The organism is Nostoc sp. (assembly GCF_036916735.1).
Taxonomy (GTDB): Bacteria; Cyanobacteriota; Cyanobacteriia; order Cyanobacteriales; family Nostocaceae; genus Nostoc.
The window spans coordinates 14,267-35,208 of sequence record NZ_JBALFV010000032.1; the positions used below are offsets into that span (position 1 = coordinate 14,267).

The 20,942-nt window shown below is 42.8% G+C and carries 16 protein-coding genes and 2 pseudogenes; 5 read left to right on the forward strand and 13 right to left on the reverse strand.

Going from position 1 to position 20,942, the window contains the following annotated elements; genetic code table 11:
- Positions 1 to 49: 49 nt before the first annotated feature.
- From infB to V7L20_RS07925, 6 genes are all read right to left on the reverse strand, one after another.
- Positions 50 to 3,211, reverse strand: a complete 3,162-nt coding sequence (gene infB / locus V7L20_RS07900) for a translation initiation factor IF-2 (protein ID WP_334743541.1) — start codon at positions 3,209 to 3,211, stop codon at positions 50 to 52.
- Positions 3,212 to 3,301: 90 nt separating this feature from the next.
- The gene (locus V7L20_RS07905) at positions 3,302 to 3,508 is read right to left on the reverse strand and encodes a hypothetical protein (RefSeq protein WP_334743542.1); all 207 of its coding nucleotides are present in this window, start codon (positions 3,506 to 3,508) and stop codon (positions 3,302 to 3,304) included.
- Positions 3,509 to 3,696: 188 nt separating this feature from the next.
- A complete protein-coding gene (locus tag V7L20_RS07910) occupies positions 3,697 to 3,966 on the reverse strand; it encodes a YlxR family protein (RefSeq protein WP_334743543.1) in 270 nt (89 codons plus the stop codon).
- A 148-nt stretch (positions 3,967 to 4,114) separates the two neighbouring features.
- Complete coding sequence (gene nusA, locus V7L20_RS07915; protein WP_334743544.1) at positions 4,115 to 5,401, reverse strand: transcription termination factor NusA; 1,287 nt, start codon at positions 5,399 to 5,401, stop codon at positions 4,115 to 4,117.
- 270 nt (positions 5,402 to 5,671) lie between these two features.
- Complete coding sequence (gene rimP, locus V7L20_RS07920) at positions 5,672 to 6,133, reverse strand: ribosome maturation factor RimP (RefSeq protein ID WP_334743569.1); 462 nt, start codon at positions 6,131 to 6,133, stop codon at positions 5,672 to 5,674.
- Positions 6,134 to 6,413: 280 nt separating this feature from the next.
- Positions 6,414 to 7,832 carry a hypothetical protein gene (locus V7L20_RS07925; protein WP_334743545.1) on the reverse strand — a complete coding sequence of 473 codons (1,419 nt, stop codon included), beginning with the start codon at positions 7,830 to 7,832 and terminating at the stop codon, positions 6,414 to 6,416.
- A 539-nt stretch (positions 7,833 to 8,371) separates the two neighbouring features.
- Between V7L20_RS07925 and V7L20_RS07930 the strand changes: the two genes are divergently transcribed.
- Entirely contained in the window at positions 8,372 to 9,052 is a 681-nt protein-coding gene (locus V7L20_RS07930; protein ID WP_334743546.1) for a peptidoglycan-binding domain-containing protein, read from the forward strand.
- 30 nt (positions 9,053 to 9,082) lie between these two features.
- On the opposite strand, the gene V7L20_RS07935 is transcribed toward V7L20_RS07930, so the two are convergent.
- Both V7L20_RS07935 and V7L20_RS07940 read right to left on the reverse strand, forming a co-directional pair.
- On the reverse strand, positions 9,083 to 9,976 hold the full coding sequence (locus tag V7L20_RS07935) for an SDH family Clp fold serine proteinase (RefSeq protein ID WP_334743570.1): 894 nt from the start codon (positions 9,974 to 9,976) through the stop codon (positions 9,083 to 9,085).
- Positions 9,977 to 10,103: 127 nt separating this feature from the next.
- Positions 10,104 to 11,993 carry a serine/threonine-protein kinase gene (locus V7L20_RS07940; RefSeq protein ID WP_334743547.1) on the reverse strand — a complete coding sequence of 630 codons (1,890 nt, stop codon included), beginning with the start codon at positions 11,991 to 11,993 and terminating at the stop codon, positions 10,104 to 10,106.
- Positions 11,994 to 12,291: 298 nt separating this feature from the next.
- Here V7L20_RS07940 and V7L20_RS07945 point away from each other — a divergent pair, with 298 nt between their 5' ends.
- On the forward strand, positions 12,292 to 13,182 hold the full coding sequence (locus V7L20_RS07945; RefSeq protein ID WP_334743548.1) for a c-type heme family protein: 891 nt from the start codon (positions 12,292 to 12,294) through the stop codon (positions 13,180 to 13,182).
- A gap of 85 nt (positions 13,183 to 13,267) precedes the next feature.
- Here the strand turns inward: V7L20_RS07945 and V7L20_RS07950 are convergent, their stop codons facing one another.
- The gene (locus V7L20_RS07950) at positions 13,268 to 14,518 is read right to left on the reverse strand and encodes a serine/threonine-protein kinase (protein ID WP_334743549.1); all 1,251 of its coding nucleotides are present in this window, start codon (positions 14,516 to 14,518) and stop codon (positions 13,268 to 13,270) included.
- 582 nt (positions 14,519 to 15,100) lie between these two features.
- Positions 15,101 to 15,933 (reverse strand): annotated as a pseudogene (locus V7L20_RS07955) (Uma2 family endonuclease).
- 426 nt (positions 15,934 to 16,359) lie between these two features.
- On the opposite strand from V7L20_RS07955, the pseudogene V7L20_RS07960 reads away from it, so the two are divergent.
- Both V7L20_RS07960 and V7L20_RS07965 read left to right on the forward strand, forming a co-directional pair.
- Positions 16,360 to 16,644 (forward strand): annotated as a pseudogene (locus V7L20_RS07960) (hypothetical protein); the annotation flags it as partial.
- A 20-nt stretch (positions 16,645 to 16,664) separates the two neighbouring features.
- Positions 16,665 to 16,991: a hypothetical protein gene (locus V7L20_RS07965; protein WP_334743550.1), complete on the forward strand. Its 327-nt coding sequence runs from the start codon at positions 16,665 to 16,667 to the stop codon at positions 16,989 to 16,991.
- An 82-nt stretch (positions 16,992 to 17,073) separates the two neighbouring features.
- Here V7L20_RS07965 and V7L20_RS07970 read toward each other — a convergent pair whose 3' ends face one another.
- From V7L20_RS07970 to radA, 3 genes are all read right to left on the reverse strand, one after another.
- Complete coding sequence (locus tag V7L20_RS07970; RefSeq protein ID WP_334743551.1) at positions 17,074 to 17,223, reverse strand: hypothetical protein; 150 nt, start codon at positions 17,221 to 17,223, stop codon at positions 17,074 to 17,076.
- 384 nt (positions 17,224 to 17,607) lie between these two features.
- Positions 17,608 to 18,315: a Uma2 family endonuclease gene (locus V7L20_RS07975; RefSeq protein ID WP_334743552.1), complete on the reverse strand. Its 708-nt coding sequence runs from the start codon at positions 18,313 to 18,315 to the stop codon at positions 17,608 to 17,610.
- Positions 18,316 to 18,451: 136 nt separating this feature from the next.
- The gene (radA, locus tag V7L20_RS07980) at positions 18,452 to 19,978 is read right to left on the reverse strand and encodes a DNA repair protein RadA (RefSeq protein ID WP_334743553.1); all 1,527 of its coding nucleotides are present in this window, start codon (positions 19,976 to 19,978) and stop codon (positions 18,452 to 18,454) included.
- 173 nt (positions 19,979 to 20,151) lie between these two features.
- On the opposite strand from radA, the gene rpaB reads away from it, so the two are divergent.
- The gene (rpaB, locus tag V7L20_RS07985) at positions 20,152 to 20,880 is read left to right on the forward strand and encodes a response regulator transcription factor RpaB (protein WP_100898636.1); all 729 of its coding nucleotides are present in this window, start codon (positions 20,152 to 20,154) and stop codon (positions 20,878 to 20,880) included.
- The last annotated feature ends 62 nt before the right edge of the window (positions 20,881 to 20,942 follow it).

Genomic DNA, 20,942 nt, shown 5'->3' on the forward strand with positions numbered 1-20,942 from the left:
CTAACTCCTAATTTATTACTCCTAACTTCTAACCATTTTACCCTCAACACTACCTTGTTAAGGTGAGAGTGCGGCGCTTCGTAACCATTTGATAGGCTTCGATGATGTCACCTTCAGCCCAATCATTGAATTTATCTATGCCGACACCGCATTCATAACCGGCGTTGACCTCACGGGCATCTTCTTTCATCCTTTTTAAGGAGTCAAGGACGCCTTCATAAATCACCTTACCGCCACGTCGAACTCTGACTTTGCAGTTGCGAACTAGTTTGCCAGATTGAACGTAGCAACCGGCAACAGCACCGCGACCGACTGGGAAGACGGCACGGACTTCGGTTTGACCCAAGGGTTCTTCCACTAACTCTGGTTCTAAAAGACCTTCCAAGGCATCTTGGATATCTTCTAGGAGTTTGTAGATTACGTTGTATTCACGAACATCTACACCTGCTTCATCGGCGGCTTGTCTGGCGCCACTGGCGAAGGTGGTGTTGAAGCCAATAATCACAGCGTTACTGGCAGCTGCTAAGTCGATATCTGTTTCGGTGATTTCTCCAGCAGTAGCCAAGAGCATCCGAATTTGGACTTCGTTTTGCGGGATTTGCTTGAGCGCTCCCACAATGGCTTCCACCGAACCTTGTACGTCTCCCTTCAAGATTAAGTTGAGTTCTTTCAACTCCCCTTCTTGGGCTTGAGCCGACAGGGTTGTAAGGGTAACACGACCCTGTAACAAACGGGATAGGCGTTGTCTGTCTGCGCGATCGCTAGCGAGCGCTCTGGCTTCTTTTTCGTTCTCGAAGACCTCGAACTCGTCGCCTGCTGCTGGCACATCACTTAAACCTAGTACTTCGACAGCAAAGGAAGGAGAAGCAATGTCTACTCGCTTGCCTCTGTCATCCACCATTGCCCGGACTTTACCGAAAGCCGAACCAGCTACCAAGATATCTCCCACATGCAGGGTGCCATTCTGAATTAGCAAGGTAGCAACTGCTCCCTTGGCTTTATCCAGATGTGCTTCAATTACAGTTCCTTTGGCGGTACGATCTGGGTTAGCAGATAGTTCTGCAACCTCTGCTACCAACAAAATCATCTCTAAGAGCGTATCCAGGTTTTCACCTCTGATCGCGCTCACGGGAACCATGATCGTATCACCACCCCAGTCTTCTGAGGTCAGACCATACTGAGTGAGTTCTTGTTTAACGCGTTCTGGCTGTGCCCCTTCTTTGTCAATTTTGTTGATTGCAACAACAATTGGCACTCCCGCAGCTTGAGCGTGGCTAATGGCTTCAACGGTTTGGGGACGGACGCCATCATCAGCAGCTACTACCAACACGGCAATGTCTGTTACCCGCGCTCCTCTGGCTCGCATTGCTGTAAAGGCTTCGTGACCTGGAGTATCCAGGAAGACTATCTGCTGTGGTTTGCCCTCATGTACTACATCCACATGGTATGCACCGATGTGCTGAGTGATCCCACCAGCTTCGCCAGCAGCCACTTTTGTTTTGCGGATTGAGTCGAGCAGGGTTGTTTTACCGTGGTCTACGTGACCCATAATTGTCACGACTGGTGGACGGCGGTGGAGATAATCTAGGTCTTCTGCGCTGACCATCTCGGTAATTTTCCGAGCTTCTGCTTCTCTCTCGGCGGTTTCGACTTCTATTTCTAGTTCTTTTCCTACTAGGGTAATTGTGGGAATATCCAGATTTTGGGTGATACTTACCGCCATGCCTTTAAGGAACAGGATTTTCACAATCTCTGTATCGGGAACGGCTAAAACATCAGCCAGTTCTTGCACAGTCAACGGACCTGTGATCGTGACCTTTTCGGGACGGTCACGCTTTGTATCGGCTTCTTGTTGGCGACGGTTATTTTGATTGTCACGCCCAGAACCAGATTTAGAACCAGGTTTTCTACTTCCTCTAGCAGTTGGGGTGCTAGCAAGGGTTGCACTTGGCATTTGCACAGGTCGAGTCGCTTTGGGTTTGGGAGGGCGGGCGATGGAAAGGCTAACTTGAACGGTGGCTGGTGAGTCTAGATCGTCATCATCTAGCAAATCTTCTTCAAACTCATCATCCAATATCGGCTTAATCCGCTTGCCTTTAACGCCAGTTTTTGCCTTCTCTTTAACTTCGTCAATTATTTCCTCTTCTACCCACTTTTTGCCGCCTTTGGTCGGGCGAGGCGGAGTGGGGCGTTTTAAATCAAGGAGATCGGGTGTGACGATTGGCTCATCACCCAATCCTTGAGATTTGCCCGCTATTCCTGATATCTGTCTGGGTGGAGTAGCGGCGATCGGCATCGCAGCTGCTACTGCTTCACCAGGACGTGCTGGTCTGGGTCGTTGCCCCTCTCCTAGTTGTGATGGTGCAGATGGTCTATTGCCCCTCTGCTCTGGTCTAGTAGGTGCAGGGGTAGGTCTAGCCTGTCTTTGTGGTGCAGGTTGCACTGACTGGTCAGTTGGCAGTTTAGCGATTTTTGGTTTAATAATTTGTTCGCGATCACCTTCGACGGGTCGTTGCCGTTGGTCGCGTTTGAGGATCGGTTTATCTGTCTGAGATACCGGTTCATCTGCCCCTTGGGTTTCTGCCGCAGGTCTTGCCGGAGGGGCAACTAGTTGCGGTTTTTGAGGCTTTTCCGGTTTCGCTCTGGTTGGAGCTATTTTTTCCGGTTTTTGGGATACTATTTTTTCCGACGCCTGATTAGGATTTGGCGTTTGTCCCAAGTCTGGGGCAGGAGTTTGCTCTGGGGTCTCAGATTGATTCCGGGGTACAGGTCGAGTTGGTGCCGTCGGCTTCATGGGTGAGACAGGTGTAGCGAAGGGCCGTGGAGGTGAGGGAGGATTAGCTTCAGACAAGGCAGCTTGGGTATTGGTAGCAACTGACGCCTCTGGGGCGTTGGAGGTAGTATTTCTCAATATTTTGGGTTTGCGTATTTCCAAAATTTGCTGTTTGTGGGGTGCAGCAGGTCGCGCAGGTCCACCGTTTGATGATGAGTTTGTTTTATGGCTGGTTGTACGTAGTTCCTTTTTGGCAAAGACATTAGTTGCTGCGAGTTTTTCTGCAGCCGTGCGAATGCTTTCTGCCTCGGATTCTGAAATCGTGCTGCTATGGCTTTTGACCGCGATGTTGAGCTGGTCGCAAATTGCTAGTAGCTCTTTGTTATCCAAATTCAATTCCTTTGATAATTCATAGATTCTAACTTTGCCGTTGTTCATCCACTCTTCCCCTTTAATTTACAGTTTTAGCGGATGGTTGCCTGGAAGTGCGACATCTCCATCCTTGGATTACTGTTTTTAGACTGCCGTTCAGTTTTTGCCGGTGCCTCCAATCAGGAAAGAGAGATGTTTCGGTTTAATAATGGCATCCCCACCAGGAATGATGGTTGAGGGACACCCATAAAAATTTTTTAAATAAAAAAGATTTTTATAGGAACCCCTGACGCCGAACTGCGCCTGAGCGCTACCAGGTTGCCATTTTGTAGTTTCTTGTTTTGGTGATTCTGAGCCTTCCACAACACAATCGATTACATCTTTACTCTGATAATCTTGCCTCGCCCCTCTTAATTATTGGAGAGCCGAATGCCTTTTACACCCATTTACTATTTTGGCACTAACCTTAACGGTCAACAGAGGCTGTCATGAAAGCGCGACTTCGGCTTTTGCACAATTCTTCTGGTGATGACGTCACAAAGTTGTTCCAATTAAATTTGATTTTGGGTATTGCTCTGGATTAGACGCTGCAACAAGCTTTGGTACAGTGTTTCTGGCACTGATGCATGTAGCGATCGCCCTAGTCTATTTTTTTTTTGAGCTGCTTGTAGGCAACTTGTTTGTGGACAAATATAGGCAGAACGCCCCATGCCCTGATCTAATTGTACCTTTCCCGATGGAAAGACGCGGACAATCCGCCAAAACTCATCTTTTGAGCCTACTTTCCGGCAACTAATACAGCGCCGATAATTTGGTTTCATCGTTTCTGGGTGATCTCAGTCCAGCATTCTGGATGTAAAAATAAGTTTATTATTACTATTTTTTACTTATACCAAGTAGCTTTTGAGAAAATAATCCTTGAGACTGAGACTACAATCTACAGTATCAAAACTTTACAAAATTAATAAATTATTCATCATCCTCATTGTCAAAAGTATCCTCCTCTAGTAATTCGTCCTGATTTTCATCCTCTAATTCTTCCTCAAAGTCAAGATCGTCTTCATCGGAATCCTCTGATTGATATTTTGTTCTTAAAAGTGTAAATTTGGCATCCTCTCCTGCGTAGTCATATTTAGCTTTGTCTTTGATGTCTATTTTCCAACCAGTCAGACGGGCTGCCAAACGAACATTTTGTCCTTCTTTGCCTATGGCTAAACTCAATTGGTCTTCAGCCACTAGTACGTGAGTTTGCCGGGATTCTGGGTCCATCAGGCGTACTTCATCTACGCGGGCTGGACTTAAGGCATTAGCGATATATGTTGCCGGATCTGGTGACCAGCGAATTACATCTATTTTTTCACCGCGTAATTCGTTGACTACCACTTGAATTCGTGATCCCCTGGCTCCAATACAAGCGCCTACTGGGTCTACATCGCGATCAAGGGTGTCTACTGCTATTTTAGTCCGAGGACCGACATAACGGGAGGGGGGGTTTGCCTCCCTAGCTACGGCAACAATCCGTACCACTTCATCTTCGATTTCTGGAACTTCGTTGGCAAACAGATAAACCACTAAACCAGCATCGGCCCGAGACACAAGCAATTGTGGCCCTCGTTGCTGACCTTGGGAGACTTTTTTGAGATATACCTTGAAGGTGGCATTTGCCCGATAATTATCGTTGGGTAGCTGTTCCCGCTTCGGTAATTCGGCTTCTACTTCTGGCTGACCAAAGCCACTGCTAACTGCTAGAACTACTGATTGCCGCTCAAACCGTAGGACTCTTGCTTGCAGTACCGTTCCTTCTAAATCTTGGAACTCTTCTTGTACCATTTGGCGCTGTTGATCCCGTAATTTTTGCGCCAGTACCTGCTTAGTTTGCATCGCCGCCATCCGACCGAACTCTCCTTGGTCGGGGGTCACATCCAGCACCACAGAGTCCCCTAACTGCGCTTCGGGAGCTACTTGTTGAACTTCATCTAGGGAAATCTGGTGGTCTGTGTTATTGACTGCTTCGACAATGGTTTTGGTGGAAAGAACGCGAAATCCTTCTCCTTCAATATCGAGTTCTACTTCAAAATTCTCAAAATAATCTTCGTCAAACTGTTTGCGTTCTAAATTTTGGGCGCGACGATAACGTTCGTAGCCTTTAAGTAGTGCTTCTCTAATAGCTGATTGAACTGCAAGACGGGGTAAATTCCGCTCTCGACTTATACTTTCAATTAATTCTTTTAATCCAGGTAAAGTAACCATTGACATAAGCAATCTCCTTTAAAAATTAGGGAATGGGGACACTTCTCTTCTCTACGAGAGGCTGCGCCAACGAGACGCTCCGTGAACGACAAGCGATAGTTGAGCGCAGTCGAAACTCAGTGCATCGCTGGGGACTGGAGACTGAGGACTGAAAATTACGCATTAGAGCCAGAGATTAGAGAATAGCTTTACACTAGTCCCTAACCTCTAGCTCCTAGCCTGTGACCTTGAGCCAAGGTGCTTTAGTCTCTAACTCAACCAGCCTTAGCCCTTTGTTTATCGGCGCTCGTCTAGCTGCACCTTAGTAATTAGGGAGCGGGGAATTTCGACTACACGACCTTTTTGGTTTAAGTAAAGTGCTGTCTCATCCCGACGAATCAACTGACCAGTCCACTCTTGTTGTCCGTCGTAGGGTGGCGAAGTGGAGATGATGATAGGAAATCCTTTAAAGGAAATAAACTCCCTGTCTGTTACCAGTTGCCGCGAAATCCCAGGACTAGACACTTCCAAGACGTATGCATCTGGAACGATTTGGGCAGTATCTAAAGAGGCTTCTAAAGCACGGCTCATCCTCTCACAATCATTTAACCCGGTGTCTTGCTCAGGATTGCGAATGTCTACCCGCAATACTGGTGGACTTTGGTTAGTGTGAAAAACCACGCCAACCACTTCCAATCCCAGTTCTTCTGCTACTGGTGTCGCCAAATCAATAATTTGTGGAACTAAAGGATGAGCCATGAGAGAATTCAATAAAAAAAGTGGGCACTGACCCACTTCCTGCGATAGGTATATCTTCCAAGAAGTCTTATGACGAACCAATGATGATTCGCCTAATTCGAGTTTAGCGCATTTAATAATCATTGGGCATTGGGCATTGGGTACTTGTACTGAGCGACTTGTGCCGAGCAAAGCTGAGGTAAGCCGAAGTATTGGCATTGGGCATTGGTTTAATAATTCTTCTACCCCTGCCTCCCCTGCTTTCCTTGCTCCCCCTGCTCTCCCTGCTCTCCCTGCTTCCTCATCTTTTCACTACTGCTGGAACTGATACTTGTGTTCGTAACTGTCTGGTTTGCTCGATAATTTGGTCTATGTCTTCTTGAGACAAACGCTGGACGTAGTTGAGTTTTATTTCCTCTAAGAAGTCAAAAAGTAAACTCTGAATTTCTAAGAGTACGTGTTTTTCCTTTATTTGAGATCCTAAGACTTTGCTAAAGCTTTCTACTAGTTGACTAGTGAGTTTTGCACCCACAGGGTCTTCAACAGCACTAACTAACGTTTTGTAAAGATTAGTTGTGATTTGGGTTGCCAGTTGTTTGCTTAACTGGGTTTGGGCTTGTCCTACGCCAGGGATATTCTGGAGGTTGCGGTAGACGGGGACTTGCTCAAATACGGTTTCGATGTTGTGGCGCAAAATAGCTACGATCGCAGGTTGGATTTCGGGTAGCACTTGATAGACAATTGTTTTTACTAAAAGCCCTGCGATCGCTTCGACTTCATTTACATTATTAATATCTATGTAGGGACGTAAATTTTCTTGTTGCAGTAGCCAGCGTGTTACCTCACCCTTCTGAATTGAACTCTGAACCTGATTAATTATCCTCACAACGACAATTTCTGTAAGTTCTTCGGCAAAATTAGCGACAATCCCCTGATTAATTTGCTTTCGCACTGGATGCAGATTCAATAACCGCGCTTGATCGAGGCGAATTAATACAGATATGATTCGCAACCCCCGCCAAAATGGCATTAGTAAAAATAAATCGTACCAACGCCACAATAGTGCTTCCAACCAGCTAAAACCAGGATATTGGCGTCTAAGCAAGAAGGTACGCCCCAGCAATTCTACGCCAAATAAAATCACAAAGGGTAAGTCAATAATCCAGAAATTATCAATAAATTCGCCATTTTCACCGATTTGGCGGAAGTAGTTAGAGGCAATCAAAGGGCGGATGCTCTGGTTAAAAAAACTAATTTGTTGCTCCCAGCCATTTTGTGATAAATAAGACTGACTCCAGAAAGTGGCAAAGGACTGTTTTGCAGATTCGTTACCGATGTGCGATCGCATCCGCTTTTTAATTTTTTCCAGAGTCCCACTCTTATTCACTCCTGCAAACGGGTTACTGTCAATCATCTCGCTGCTAAGACGACTTATTTGTATTAGCTTGCTATTTACCTGAGAAGACTCTAACCCTGTTTGCCTGACTTGTTCTTCTAATGCGTCTACTGTTTCTAGATAACTTTTTGTGTCTCGATTGGGTTCGATACCTTTTATGGGGTCATAAATCTGGATAATTTGGGGAAGTTTTCGCAAGTAAAAATCTCGCCAATGTACGTAACTTAAATCAAACAAAAATAAACCTAAATTTACGGTGGCTAAAATTGCCATAATTCTTTTAAAACAAAGATTCTGCTGTTTATAAGATTTGATATTTCTCATGCTTTGTCATATATTATACGTTTTTGAATGTTTGGAATATAAGCTCTTTCAAGAAACAAGGCAGGAGGCACAAGGGAAGAGGATTTGACTAGTTTCTTCCATCCATAACGGAAGTGAGCGCGTCCGTAAACAGCCCATTTATGGAAACAGAATAAAGGCATTAGTCGCCAGAATGGGCTAAACGCCCCGCTACCGCTAACAGAATGAATTTGACGAAGGTTAAAACCCTCTGTGTTCGGGAAACGTCTCCGATTACCCTGGCTTTAACTTGACACAGGTGACAGATGTATAAACTACACTAATTTAGTGTTCAAGGGGTGGATTCGATTCAAATGATAACCGCTATATCTCTGCTCATACAATATACTTCTTTGGATGGATGACAAAAATTAGTTTATGTAAATCGAGTTAAATTTGACAAAATAAATCACAATTATTCAAAAAATATTAAAAAATAGCAAAAAAAGTTATTAAACAAACTTAAAATGCAGCTGTTAACATTTATAATCCTGCTGATTTAACTCAAAGGAGTTTTAAGTATGTGGTGTGGGTTTGGAAAATCAAGCGCGAACTTTGCTGTTACTTGCCTGATAACTGCTAGTGTCGTAATTGCAGACACAGGTTTCGCAGCCTCTCAACGTAGCTATACCCCCCAGCAATTCCGTGCTGTGTTGCGAGGGTTAGGCTATAACGTCAAGGTAACAAATGGTGCTTTGACGGATCAGGAAACTAAAAAGGCAATTCGTGAATTTCAGACGGGTTATAAGCTAAAACCAGTTGATGGGATAGCCGGGCCAAAAACCCAAGCTTATGCTGCTAACATCATTCAAATTCTGCATACAAATTTGAATGGAGTAGTAAAGCCAAATCCTCCTCTCCCGCGCGATCATTTTTATAGTACTCGCACAGAAGAAGTGGTGAAGGAGTATCAGAAAAAATATCAGTTGCAAGAAACTGGAATTGCTAATTTAGCACTGCGCCAAAAGCTGAATGAAGAAGCAAAAACAGTCTTCAGTCAGCCGACAGCTACACCAACTCCTACACCAACAGGTAGACCAAGAACAGATAGACCAAGAACTAGACCGACGGCTACGCCAACAGCTACGCCGACAGCGACACCAACAGCTACGCCAACAGCTACGCCAACAGCGACACCGACGGCTACACCGACGGCTACACCGACGGCTACGCCAACAGCTACGCCAACAACTACACCCTAATCGCCACCAAAAACTCCTACCCAAAACCTTTTAAGTCATTTGATCTGGTTCTTCTAAGGGTCTGCCCTTGGGTGTAGGTAGAATTGGACGAGGGTCATTGTAAGGGATAGGAATGTACTGGACGCTGGGTCGGCCTCCTTGCGGCTGTGGGAACAGATCCATAAGATCATAAATAGAATGGGGCAGTCCGACAGTTACGGGCAGCCCCATTTCTGTTGCTTCTTCTATAGTGATGGGATAGTCGTGGGTGACACGACCAGTTGTCAAAGCTTCGATAATCGATTCGATATTTTCTGGCAGAACTTTTTGCTTAGGTATACTGTCTTTTAGCAAAGTTCGCACAAATCCCTGTACCTGCTGTATTGCTTTGCGTGAGAGATCAGCTATAATTAAGGTTTGGTCATCAATCTCACTGATGGGTTTATCTTCAACTACTTTCAGGATACTGGCTGCGGGGTAATTGCCCAGTTGTGGATCAACTGGCCCTAAGACAGCGTTAGCATCCATAATAATTTCATCAGAGGCGATCGCAAGCATTGTACCGCCACTCATGGCATAGTGAGGTACAAAGACTGTAACTTTTGCTTGGTGGCGAATTAAGGCTCGGGCAATTTGTTCTGTAGCTAAAACCAAACCACCAGGAGTATGCAAAATTAAGTCAATCGGCACATCTGGGGGTGTGAGGCGAATTGCTCGCAATATTTGTTCTGAGTCTTCGATAGTAATGTAGCGAGATATGGGAATTCCCAAAAAGCTAATGGATTCTTGACGATGAATGAGCAAAATCACCCGACTTTTGCGTTCCTGCTGAAATTCTCGTAAAGCACGCAAGCGGCGATATTCTATTTGACGTTTTTGCCAAAGGGGTTGCAAAGAAGTCAGAAGCAGGAAAATCCAGAAGAAATCACCAATACCAAAGCCCATAAATATTAATTTTTGTTCAAAAATAACGGTTGTCGTCATTATTGTCACAAATTTAGGGCGATCGCAGTTCTATCTGTAGGTTTATACGAAAATTACGAATTACAAATTACAAATTACGAATTATTTACTACTCCCTTCGCCAAATTTTAATAGTGTCGTCATCACTACCGCTAACTAGGGTTTGGCCATTGGAACTAAAGGCAACACATCTAACATAGTTGGAATGCCCTGTAAGTGTGTTGATTTCTCTGCCACTGTGTATGTGCCACAGCTTGATAGTGTTGTCCCAACTGCCACTAGCGAGAAATTGTCCATCCTCGCTAAAGGCGACTGACCAAACTGAATCAGAATGACCAATGAGAGTACGAATTTCTTTGCCTGTATTTATATGCCACAGTTTAATTGTGTTGTCACCACTACCACTGGCGAGAATTTCACCATTTTTGCTGAAGGCGATACAGTTAACAAAGAAGGAATGGCCTGTGAGTGTGTAAATATTTCTGCCCGTATATATTTGCCAGAGTTTAATCGTGTAATCATTGCTGCCACTAGCCACTAGCTGTCTCTCCTGGCTATTAGTTGCAGGCGTTCTTGGAGAGTAAGCGACTGACGAAACTGGGTCAGAATGACCTGTGAAAGTTTGGATTTCTATACCTGTTTGTACCTGCCACAGTTTAATTGTGCAGTCAGCACTGCCACTAGCCAGAAATTTGCCATCTGGACTAAAGGCAACGGAATTCACCCAATTAGCATGACCAGTGAGGGTACGAATTTCTTTACCTGTGCTGACATCCCACAATTTGATTGTATTATCCCAACTCCCACTAACTAAGATTCCCCGGTTCAGGTCTGCAAAAGTTGCAGATTTGCCAGACTCCCCTTGATAAGAAAGGTTTGGAGAGATTGGGCTAAAGGCGACGGAATGAACCATACTGGAATGACTAGAAGACCAACGACCCAGTTGACGTACTAGCTTGCCAGTGCCCACTTGCCAAAGTTTGATGGTCTTGTCATTACTGCCACTAGCAATAAATTGCCCGTCTGGGCTAATGGCGATCGCATGAACCATACTAGAATGACCTTTGAGGGTCTGTACACACTGCCACTTCTGTTGAGCTAATACAACAGGTGGAGGTGGTTTAAGTTTGGGTGTTATCACCAAGGTAGATAATATTGGTGCTATCTTATCGCCAGTATCAGAACCCAATAAATCTAACCACTCCTGCACAGACTGGGGACGATATGTTGACTCCAAATCCATGCCGCACAAAATAGCCTGATTCACCCTGTCGCTAATTTTAGGATTAAAATATTGTGGTGGTTCTAAACTAACTTTGTGACGTCTATCATCTGCACTTGTCGGTATAACTGCGGTAAGTAAATTATACAAAGTAGCAGCTAAGGCGTATATATCAATATATTCTCCTCGTGGCGCTTCTGATTCATACTGCTCAGGTGGGGCAAAACCAGGAGTACGATATACTGTATGCCTTTGGATCATATTGGGAATAAATTCTCTAGCGATGCCAAAATCTATCAGCACTGCTTCTGATTTATTAATACGGATCATAATATTACGTGGTTTGAGATCCCGATGCAGCAGCCCTTTAGAGTGAATTAGGGTCAAAGCGTCGCCAATTTGTTTGATGTACAGTAGCGCTTCTGCTTCTGATAGCACTCCCATCCGTCTCAGGCGCTGTCCTAAGTCTTCGCCTTCGATGTAATCCATCACCATGCAGGGCAAATTTCCCTCATCAAAGATGGTTTCTACCTGTACTATATGAGGATGGTGACACACAGCCAGCCTTACTGCTTCATCACGGAAGTCTTGCCGTAACTTGTTTCGGTGGAGTATCCAGGCGGGGTGATTCAGGATTTCTTCTTTAAGAGTTTTAATCACTCGCAGTTGATTCCGTTGATTTCTAGCAAGATAAGTAATGCCAATTCCACCTTCACCTAGTTGCCTTTCAATAATGTACCGTCCACCGAATAAAGACTTTCCTGCATTCCACACCATTAGTAATATTTGACAATTTATGGTATTTATTTTGGCACGGTATCAAAACAGTCAACACGAATTTTTGGAAATTCAATTTTGTTCTACTGTTGTAGCTTTTTGAATGAGTTACTTAGAGAACATTTTCATTAACCTCAATAATTACTCATATTTACTAATATAGAGTTGGGTATACCTAATAGTTTTAGCTAAACTATACCTTTACACCAAAACTTTGTTTAATTGTTCATGCTAAAGTCTATCGTTTACCTTAGCCATATTTTGTCATAATAATTTGACTCGTAGATAATGTAAAATTATGCTAAAAAATCTAAAGTTAAAACAAAAGTTTACAATTTTGCTACTGGTAATTCTGACATTCGGTTTGAGCTTGAGTGGATTTACTCTTTCTTCTCTGCTTAGAGAGAATGCTAAACAAGATATTAGCTCAACAGGTCTTATGCTCATGCAAACCATGAGTTCTATTCGTAAATACACGAATACTCAAGTTAATCCAGAGCTAGCTGATAAATTGGCAACTGACTTTTTGCCACAAAGTGTGCCTGCATATTCAGCACGGGAAGTATTTGAGATTTTACGAAAAACACCAGATTACCGTGATTTCTTTTACAAAGAAGCAACTCTTAATCCCACAAATCTTCGGGATAAGGCTGACGGTTTTGAGACGGAAATTGTAGAAAAGTTCAGAAATAAATCAGACCTTAAAGAAGTGAGTGGATTTCGCTCAATTCCTGGTGGCGATATCTTTTATATTGCTCGTCCGCTACCAATTACTGAACAAAGTTGTCTGAAATGTCATAGTGTACCCGAAGCTGCACCTCCAAGTATGATTAATCTTTATGGTACAGCTAATGGATTTGGGTGGAAGCTGAATGAAATTGTCGGCGCTCAGATTATTACTGTACCAGCAAATAACGTCATCAACAAAGCCCATCAGTCTTCTTTACTCATTATTCTAATTGTATCAACTATTTTTATAGCTACTATCCTGTTAGTAAATTATTTCTTGAATCGACAAGTCGTTATGCCTCTCAAACGCATGACTCGCATAGCCGAGGAAGTTAGTACTGGACACATGGAAGTTGAATTTGAGCAAATGTCTAATGATGAAATCGGTAATTTAGCTAAAGCCTTTAAGCGAATGCAGTTAAGTTTAGAAATGGCAATGAAAAGAATCAAACGCACTTAGAATTCGTAATTCATAATTTGTCATTCAGTTGTGCAGCGTAGATTTAGACTCAATCACAAAACTGACTGCGCTGCTTAGTTGGTCTTTACGAGAATATGCTTTTTTTGAATTCAAAAGCTGCTTGAAAATCAGGAATTTCCCTAGCTATGAGTTCAATAAATTGGTCGGCTGAAATGTAAGGATTTTGATCTAATATTTCTTCTATGACTAGATTTGCTATTGGTCCAATGTGGTAAGCTAACTCTTGGTGGCAATGTTTAATAAATGCTGGTTGGAGCGAAGGTTGCTGTTCTTTGATTTGCCCAATTTGTGGAATAGACGGTGAAGTAGGTGAACTAAAAATTGTTTCTTCAGGTTGGTTATATGACGGCGATATTGTCGGTATAGGCTGGAACTCAGTATTAAATACGGTGGGGGGCAAATCATCAAGCATGATTACAGGAGACATTACCACTTCAGGTTCTCCAATCCCCTCTAAATCTATAAGAACTTCCCTAGCTGCTTGGTATCGCTTGTTAGGTCTATCTGCCAGCATTTGATCAAGTACTTGAGCGAACCCATCAGTAACATAGGTATAATAACGCCAGTTCCATTCTAACGAATATTGATCCATTAGTAAGGATGGATCTCTACCAGTGAGTAATACAATAGCTGTTACTCCCAAAGCATAAAGGTCACTAGATGGAGAACATAAACCTAAGCTAATTTGTTCGTGGGGAGCATACCCCACTTTGCCAACAAGGGACATTTTGCCAACAAAGGTCACCTGGTGGTTAGAACTTCTGCCTTCATTCATGTCAGCAATTTGCTTACCTACACCGAAATCAATCAGCACTGGCAGATCCTTGCCATCAGGTAACATGATATTATCAGGCGAAATATCTCGATGAATAATGTTGTGCTGGTGAACATATTCCAAAACAGGTAGGAGATTTTTTAACCACTCTATAACTTCCTCTTGGGAAAAGTTTCTTCCTTGACGTTGAAGTTCTCCCAGCACCCTAGAATATGTTTTACCGTCAACATACTCTTGTACTAGGAATAAGCGACCATCTCCTTCAAAGCAAGCTAAAAACTTGGGAATTTGAGGATGTTGTAATTGATGAAGAATTTTTGCCTCTCTTTTAAATAAGTTGCGATATTGTTCCAGTCCACTCTCCCCTGTGCCAATGGGCGCAAACTCTTTGAGAACACAAGCTTCATTAAACCGACGAGTGTCAAAGGCCAAGTAAGTTCGCCCCAATCCTCCCTGTCCCAGAAGTTTTTGGATAATATAGCGGTTATCGATTAGAGTTCCAGCAGCTATTTCTGGTCTTGTGATATGGGACTGTGACATCTCATCGCACTCCTTGCGATTTTGTTATTGATAAATTATTCAGTTTGCTGAAAATGAGAAACTCTAGCAGATAAAGGCTTATAACATCCCTAAAATTGAGATTAGCATCGTGTCAAGACTAGGAAATACACTTTTCTACCATCTTTCGACGGTCTTGTGTGACCAAATAGACAATTTTTAGCTGAGTAGTTCGATAGTGCTACTCATACTTACGTATTTTAGCAGCCGGAATATAATCAGTGTCTGCACTAATCTCTGCAACTGCTCTGGACATGGCTTTTTAGCTTCGTACCCTTACCACATCTTACCCCTAGTAAATCAATTGGCACTGAGCTTTAAAACAGTAAGGGTATAGCGTGATATCATAATTTTCTTAGAAAAACTGAGATTGCTATAGACTTACCGAAAAAATTATTATATGTATTTCAAGTGCTGAATATGCGATCGCTCTCAAAAATTAATCTTTCTAAGAACCTATATCATTATCAGATAGCTGCTTCGGCATCGGCTATCAAAGTTTTCAGTACAGATAATTCCTCAAAAGCAGAAAATTATGCTGCGTATCAGACAAGACTCGTGAAGCTACAATAATTCATCTAGTTCATCAGGATTCACGCCTAATTGACGCAAACGTTCTGCTAATTGTTCTGCTTTTCGTTTGGCTTGAGCAGCTTCTTGTTTAGCTTCTATAGCTTCTTGTTCTGCAATCATAGCTCGTTCAGTTGCGGCAGCAGCTTCCTCTGTAGGTGCGGGAATTAATTCTCCCGTCAAGGTGAACCACCTTAACCACAACCTTTCAATATCTCGAAATGAACCTTGCCATAAGCCTAAACTTAAATCTATCTCTGGCATTAGTAGGTATCCATTAGTCAAATTCATCGGTTCATAGTGACCGCCGACTAACTGAAAAGCCCTAAGTTCATTAGTATAGCGACTAAATACAACATAGTAGGGAATCCGCAAAATTCGCTCATAAACTTCCCATTTGCTAGGAGGTTTATCTGCTGCACTTTCTCTTCTTGTGCCTAAATCTTCGTCTTCCGTACCTGGAGATAATAACTCAGTAATCACGAAGGGATTTGCTGGCTCTTGCCAAGTGACATAACTTAACCGTAAGTCTTGGCCTTTGTATAACTTTTTACACCTACTACACCAAACCAATCTGGGCGTTTATACCACAAAGGATGCTGTAAATCATAGTAGAGATTAAGGTCAGCCGCACTGTAAACTAGTTCGGGATTCCAGTTAATGGGCTGAAAAGTTAAGTATAAAAGTAAAGGCTGTAAAAAGTGAAAATCGTCTGGCAAGCCTGGTTCCTCTGGGTTGTCACTTGGTAAATCATACATCGTTGGTAGCGTTTCCCAAGGAGGAAGCGGCGGGTCAGATTGAGGGATGTAATGGGGAGAAAAAGTCATAATAAAAATTGGGTTTGATATTTTTCGGCTATTACTTTTATGGCTCTACCGCACTGATTATGTTAAATTTACAGCTTCTAAGAGGGAACAGAAGCGAATAGATGTGTACTGAGTTTTTTCACACAATCAAATAAGATTCCTATAGAAGTAATAATGTTATTCCACAACTAGCTGCAAAGTGTTCGCGCACCACTCTGCTAACGCTAAATTTTGAGATTAACTCTGCTACTATTATCTCTAAATGTTTGGCTTCCTTGGGTCAAACGCTACTGGATTCTAATCGTGAAACTTGCTCAAGGTTGGTAATTAGGGAGATATCACTTATTGAAAGGTATAAAAATTTTTCTGAATTGCTTATAAATAACTGTTACTGCCTAAATAACTTGGGGAATACTGAAATCTAGTACCATTAAAGGTGTATGAAAAATGGCAGAGAATAAAGTCAGTGCAAAACTTTCCTCCGCAGACAGGGAAGCCGTGATGCAAGCTATTACTACTATCCGCTAAAAGTTACCGTTCTTGATTGATTTGACAACCGAGGAGCGTAAAGCTTTACCTAAGCTGGGGGATAAGAGTCGGGCGTTTGTGAGTAAGGCGTTGGAAATCGGTATACAAAACCCTGACTTCTTACCTCGTTCTTTTGACTTGAATGAAATGGGCCAACCAATCAAATACCATGTTCCTAACTTGCAACTACTTCTTTTCCTAAGCCTAAACTTTAAGCGATTCTGATGCAGCCTACAATAAGCAGTGTATTCAATCGTAATAAATTTATGGCGATCGCACCTATTAAATCCTCATCCTGGCTAGAGAAAGGTATTCAACTTGAAAAAGTCAGTAATATTAATTTATTTAAAATTACAGATGAATTGTCAGATCGGATGCAAGAACTTGTTGATAAGAAAACAGCTAATTCTCAAACACCAGAAGAAGCGGCTGAACTGGAAGCAATTGGTGAATTAGTGATAATTGTTACCTACATCAATGGGATGATTGCTAATGAAGCGCAAGAATCCAACGAGATAGAAAACAGTGACATGGGAATAGACAGAAATTAATCCAATAATCTTATCTAATTTGTGAAAATTTGCACTCTCCAGATCCCCGACTTTTTTAAAGAGTCGGGGATCTAATTAGGGTTTATTGCATCAGAATTTGCCGGATTAAAATACTCATTACCTCATCTGAGTTGGCAGTGGATACCAGTGGACTCCAATCCCCTACACTGGCGTAGCCAATTACCTGCAAATAGTGAATTGTACTGGTAACAGCTTTGGTTGAACCAATCAATATATGCTTAATCGGTTCTCTCTTGGAAATGGCTGTTCAGTTGATTGTTTGACAGTAGGTGTATCTAAATACTCACTTAAGAACTGTTCTAATTTTGACTGGGCAGAATCTTCTTCTTATGTCATGATTGTATTTATCTTCTGATAAGGGCGATCGCATTCATCTTTCCAGGATTGGCCGATCGCCTTTATCATGGTTTGAGTTTAATGTATAAAATTATACTTTTTAACTATGAATTCAAAAATTTCTATCAATAATTCCGAAATTTCAATGTCAATAAATTAGCTCCAATTCGAGTTATTTAAAATTTTATTGCTATAAAAAAATGCTAGATTTAGCAAATTTTTAACTAAACCTAGCAATCCTAAATTATTTATAAGAAGTCTAATCTTCAGGTTCAATTCCTACCGCTCGCAATTGTGCTGCTAATCGTTGGGCGCGTTGTCGTTCTTGTTCAGCTAACTCACAACCCCAAGGTAGAAGGTTTCCTTGTTCGTCCCACCACCGTAACCACTTTCCTGGGCGATTTTCACGAGTACCTTGCCACACCCCAAGGTAAAAATTCATTTCTGCTATCCAGTAGCGTTGATTTTCATCAGGCTCTTGCAAAATGTATTGTTCTGTATTCTGCAAGCGATACATCTCGAAACTGCCGCTATCTGGCTCAAAGATAATGTAGTTTGGCACTTTTAAGATGCGCTCGTAGAAAAACCATTTTCCTGGGGGATATGTCGCTTTGATAGAATATTCTGTTTCCTGTGTATCGGAAACAAATTCCATCACAATTACAGGAATGTCACCCTGTAATTGAGGTGTGTAACTGCGTATTACTTCTTCTCTACTAACATTAATTTTGGCAATGAAAGCCCAATCAGGAGCTTTAATGACCATTTTGTTGTTTAGAGTGGCACAAATGCCGTAATTAGTTGTTGTTAGGGCGTTGGCTGAAATTTTTCCGGCTAATTGTAGGCTTTCTGTGAGTGCAGCAGCTAAGGCTGGTTGGTTGATGTTATCCACTGGATCATCTGGCAGTTTGTAATCATCGGGTAGTTTTTCCCAAGTGATTTGATAGTCTTGGGTGAGGGCTGTCATAGTGGGTTGTCCTTTGGTGTGTAAAAGGGACTGGGGACTGGTTTTCACTCGTAAAAATTATGGAATTTGCTTTGACCCCTTCCAAATTTTGGAACAATTTTCCAGTACTCAGTACCCAGTCCTGGAGCGGCTATAGTTACTCATCTTCATCGAATTTTAAATCGTCGTCTGTTAGTTCCTGATGAGGGATAGCGGCGATAATCGCATCTATTACTTTGGCAACTGGTAAAATCTCGATCCCAAAATCGGGGAATTTTTGCCCTTTGGGAACGATCGCTCGTTTAAATCCCAACTTAGCTGCTTCTTTCAACCGCAGTTCCATTTGGGAAACCGATCGCACTTGTCCGCCTAACCCAACTTCACCGATTAATACTGTACCGGGATCGACTATGCGATCGCGGAAACTCGCTACAATTGCGATCGCAATTCCCAAATCTACCGCAGGTTCTTCCACATTCAACCCACCCGCAGAAGCAACGTAGGAATCCAATTTCGACATGGGAATTCCCACCCGTTTTTCTAACACAGCAAGAATTTGCACTAAGCGGTTGTAATCTACACCAGTACCAGCACGACGGGGTGAAGGGTAGCTGGTGGGACTCACCAAAGCTTGCAATTCCACAACTATCGGGCGAGTCCCTTCGCAAGCCACAACAATAGCAGTACCGGGGGCCGGATCGTCACGGTTGCCTAAAAATAGCTCTGAGGGGTTGGCAACTTCCCGCAGTCCATCTGTGACCATTTCAAAGATGCCGATTTCGTGAGTTGCGCCAAAACGGTTTTTTACTGTCCGTAATAACCGATGGGAGGCAAAGCGATCGCCTTCAAAATACAACACCGTATCTACTAAATGTTCTAAAACTTTTGGCCCGGCGATCGCTCCTTCTTTGGTAACGTGTCCCACAATCAGCATAGTGACATCTTCGTGCTTCGCCACCTTCATCAATGCTGCTGTACATTCCCGTACCTGAGCTACCGAACCTGGTGCAGAAGTCAGCGCTGGAAAAAACACCGTTTGAATACTATCAATCACCGCCACGTTTGGCTTGAGAGAGTCTATTTCCCGTAAAATTTCTTCTAAATCTGTTTCTGGCAGTACATATAAATCTGCACCTATACTGTCAGGGTCTATGGAAAGTGTAGCATCTACTACCACTGTGGTATTCTCATCATTAACCACATTTACGCTTTTTGATACTCCTAAACGAGAAGCGCGTAATTTTACCTGTTGCCCCGATTCTTCACCAGTTACGTAAAGGATGCGATATTTCTGTGCTAATTGATTTGATACTTGCAACAATAAAGTCGATTTACCAATACCCGGATCGCCGCCAATCAGTACCATAGAGCCAGGGACAACCCCGCCCCCAAGCACTCGATCTAATTCTCCATAACCAGATTCCCACCGGGCAATTTGGCGATCGGTAATTTGGTTAAATGTTAAAGAGGCTCGCGCTTTGGCTGGTTTAGTCTGAGATTTGCCATTAGTTTGAGTTGATTGCCAACCACTTACTCCCCCCCGACTCGGTACATCTACTGAGGATTGAATAGAAATTTGTTCTTCTAGAGAATTGTAAGTGCCACAAGCTGGACATTTACCAAACCATTGGGGCGATTCTGCTCCACATTCATTACAAACAAAAAAGGTTTTTGGCTTTGGCATTCTTAAATCTTATTAAATAATCTTAATATTTACTTAATTCTGGAAAAAAACTAAAAACCAATAAGAATAGTAGTGTTTTGAGCTTTTTCCAAATCAATTCATGGAATAATATCTTAATATTATGGTATTAAAAATTAATCATGTAAATTTTTAGTAAAGGAGCGTTGAGAAACTTGGAAAGCCATAAAGAAAAAATCTTGGTGGTAGACGACGAAGCCAGCATTCGCCGGATTTTGGAAACGCGCCTTTCGATGATTGGCTACGATGTAGTGACGGCTGGCGACGGGGAAGAAGCATTAGATATTTTTCGCAAAACTGATCCTGACCTGGTAGTTTTGGATGTAATGATGCCAAAGCTAGACGGCTATGGTGTATGTCAAGAATTACGAAAAGAATCAGATGTCCCCATTATTATGCTAACAGCTTTGGGGGACGTGGCCGATCGCATCACCGGTCTAGAATTGGGTGCTGATGACTACGTAGTTAAACCATTTTCCCCCAAAGAGCTAGAAGCTCGAATTCGCTCGGTGTTGCGGAGAGTAGACAAAAACGGTGCTTCTGGCATTCCCAGTTCTGGGGTAATCCATGTCGCTAATATTAAAATCGATACGAATAAGCGACAAGTCTACAAAGGCGATGAGCGGATTCGATTGACAGGTATGGAGTTCAGCTTATTAGAGTTATTAGTCAGTCGCTCTGGAGAAGCTTTTTCTCGTTCAGAAATTTTGCAGGAAGTTTGGGGTTACACACCAGAGCGCCATGTTGATACCCGCGTAGTGGATGTGCATATATCTCGTTTGCGGGCAAAGTTAGAAGATGATCCTAGCAACCCAGAATTGATTTTGACAGCACGAGGTACTGGTTATCTTTTCCAGCGCATTATTGAACCAGGGGAGGAGTGAGGAGATGAGGCAGGGGAGCAGGAGGCAGGGGGACTCGGGGCCCCCACGGAGTGGGGATTGGG

Bases quoted from the DNA above. Each gene is read 5' to 3' on its own strand.
- radA (WP_334743553.1), bottom strand. From the start codon at position 19,978: ATGCCAAAGCCAAAAACCTTTTTTGTTTGTAATGAATGTGGAGCAGAA.
- infB (WP_334743541.1), bottom strand. From the start codon at position 3,211: ATGAACAACGGCAAAGTTAGAATCTATGAATTATCAAAGGAATTGAAT.
- rimP (WP_334743569.1), bottom strand. From the start codon at position 6,133: ATGGCTCATCCTTTAGTTCCACAAATTATTGATTTGGCGACACCAGTA.
- V7L20_RS07950 (WP_334743549.1), bottom strand. From the start codon at position 14,518: ATGTCACAGTCCCATATCACAAGACCAGAAATAGCTGCTGGAACTCTA.
- V7L20_RS07930 (WP_334743546.1), top strand. From the start codon at position 8,372: ATGTGGTGTGGGTTTGGAAAATCAAGCGCGAACTTTGCTGTTACTTGC.
- nusA (WP_334743544.1), bottom strand. From the start codon at position 5,401: ATGTCAATGGTTACTTTACCTGGATTAAAAGAATTAATTGAAAGTATA.
- V7L20_RS07910 (WP_334743543.1), bottom strand. From the start codon at position 3,966: ATGAAACCAAATTATCGGCGCTGTATTAGTTGCCGGAAAGTAGGCTCA.
- V7L20_RS07945 (WP_334743548.1), top strand. From the start codon at position 12,292: ATGCTAAAAAATCTAAAGTTAAAACAAAAGTTTACAATTTTGCTACTG.
- V7L20_RS07925 (WP_334743545.1), bottom strand. From the start codon at position 7,832: ATGAGAAATATCAAATCTTATAAACAGCAGAATCTTTGTTTTAAAAGA.
- V7L20_RS07975 (WP_334743552.1), bottom strand. From the start codon at position 18,315: ATGACAGCCCTCACCCAAGACTATCAAATCACTTGGGAAAAACTACCC.
- V7L20_RS07965 (WP_334743550.1), top strand. From the start codon at position 16,665: ATGCAGCCTACAATAAGCAGTGTATTCAATCGTAATAAATTTATGGCG.
- V7L20_RS07935 (WP_334743570.1), bottom strand. From the start codon at position 9,976: ATGGGCTTTGGTATTGGTGATTTCTTCTGGATTTTCCTGCTTCTGACT.
- V7L20_RS07940 (WP_334743547.1), bottom strand. From the start codon at position 11,993: ATGGTGTGGAATGCAGGAAAGTCTTTATTCGGTGGACGGTACATTATT.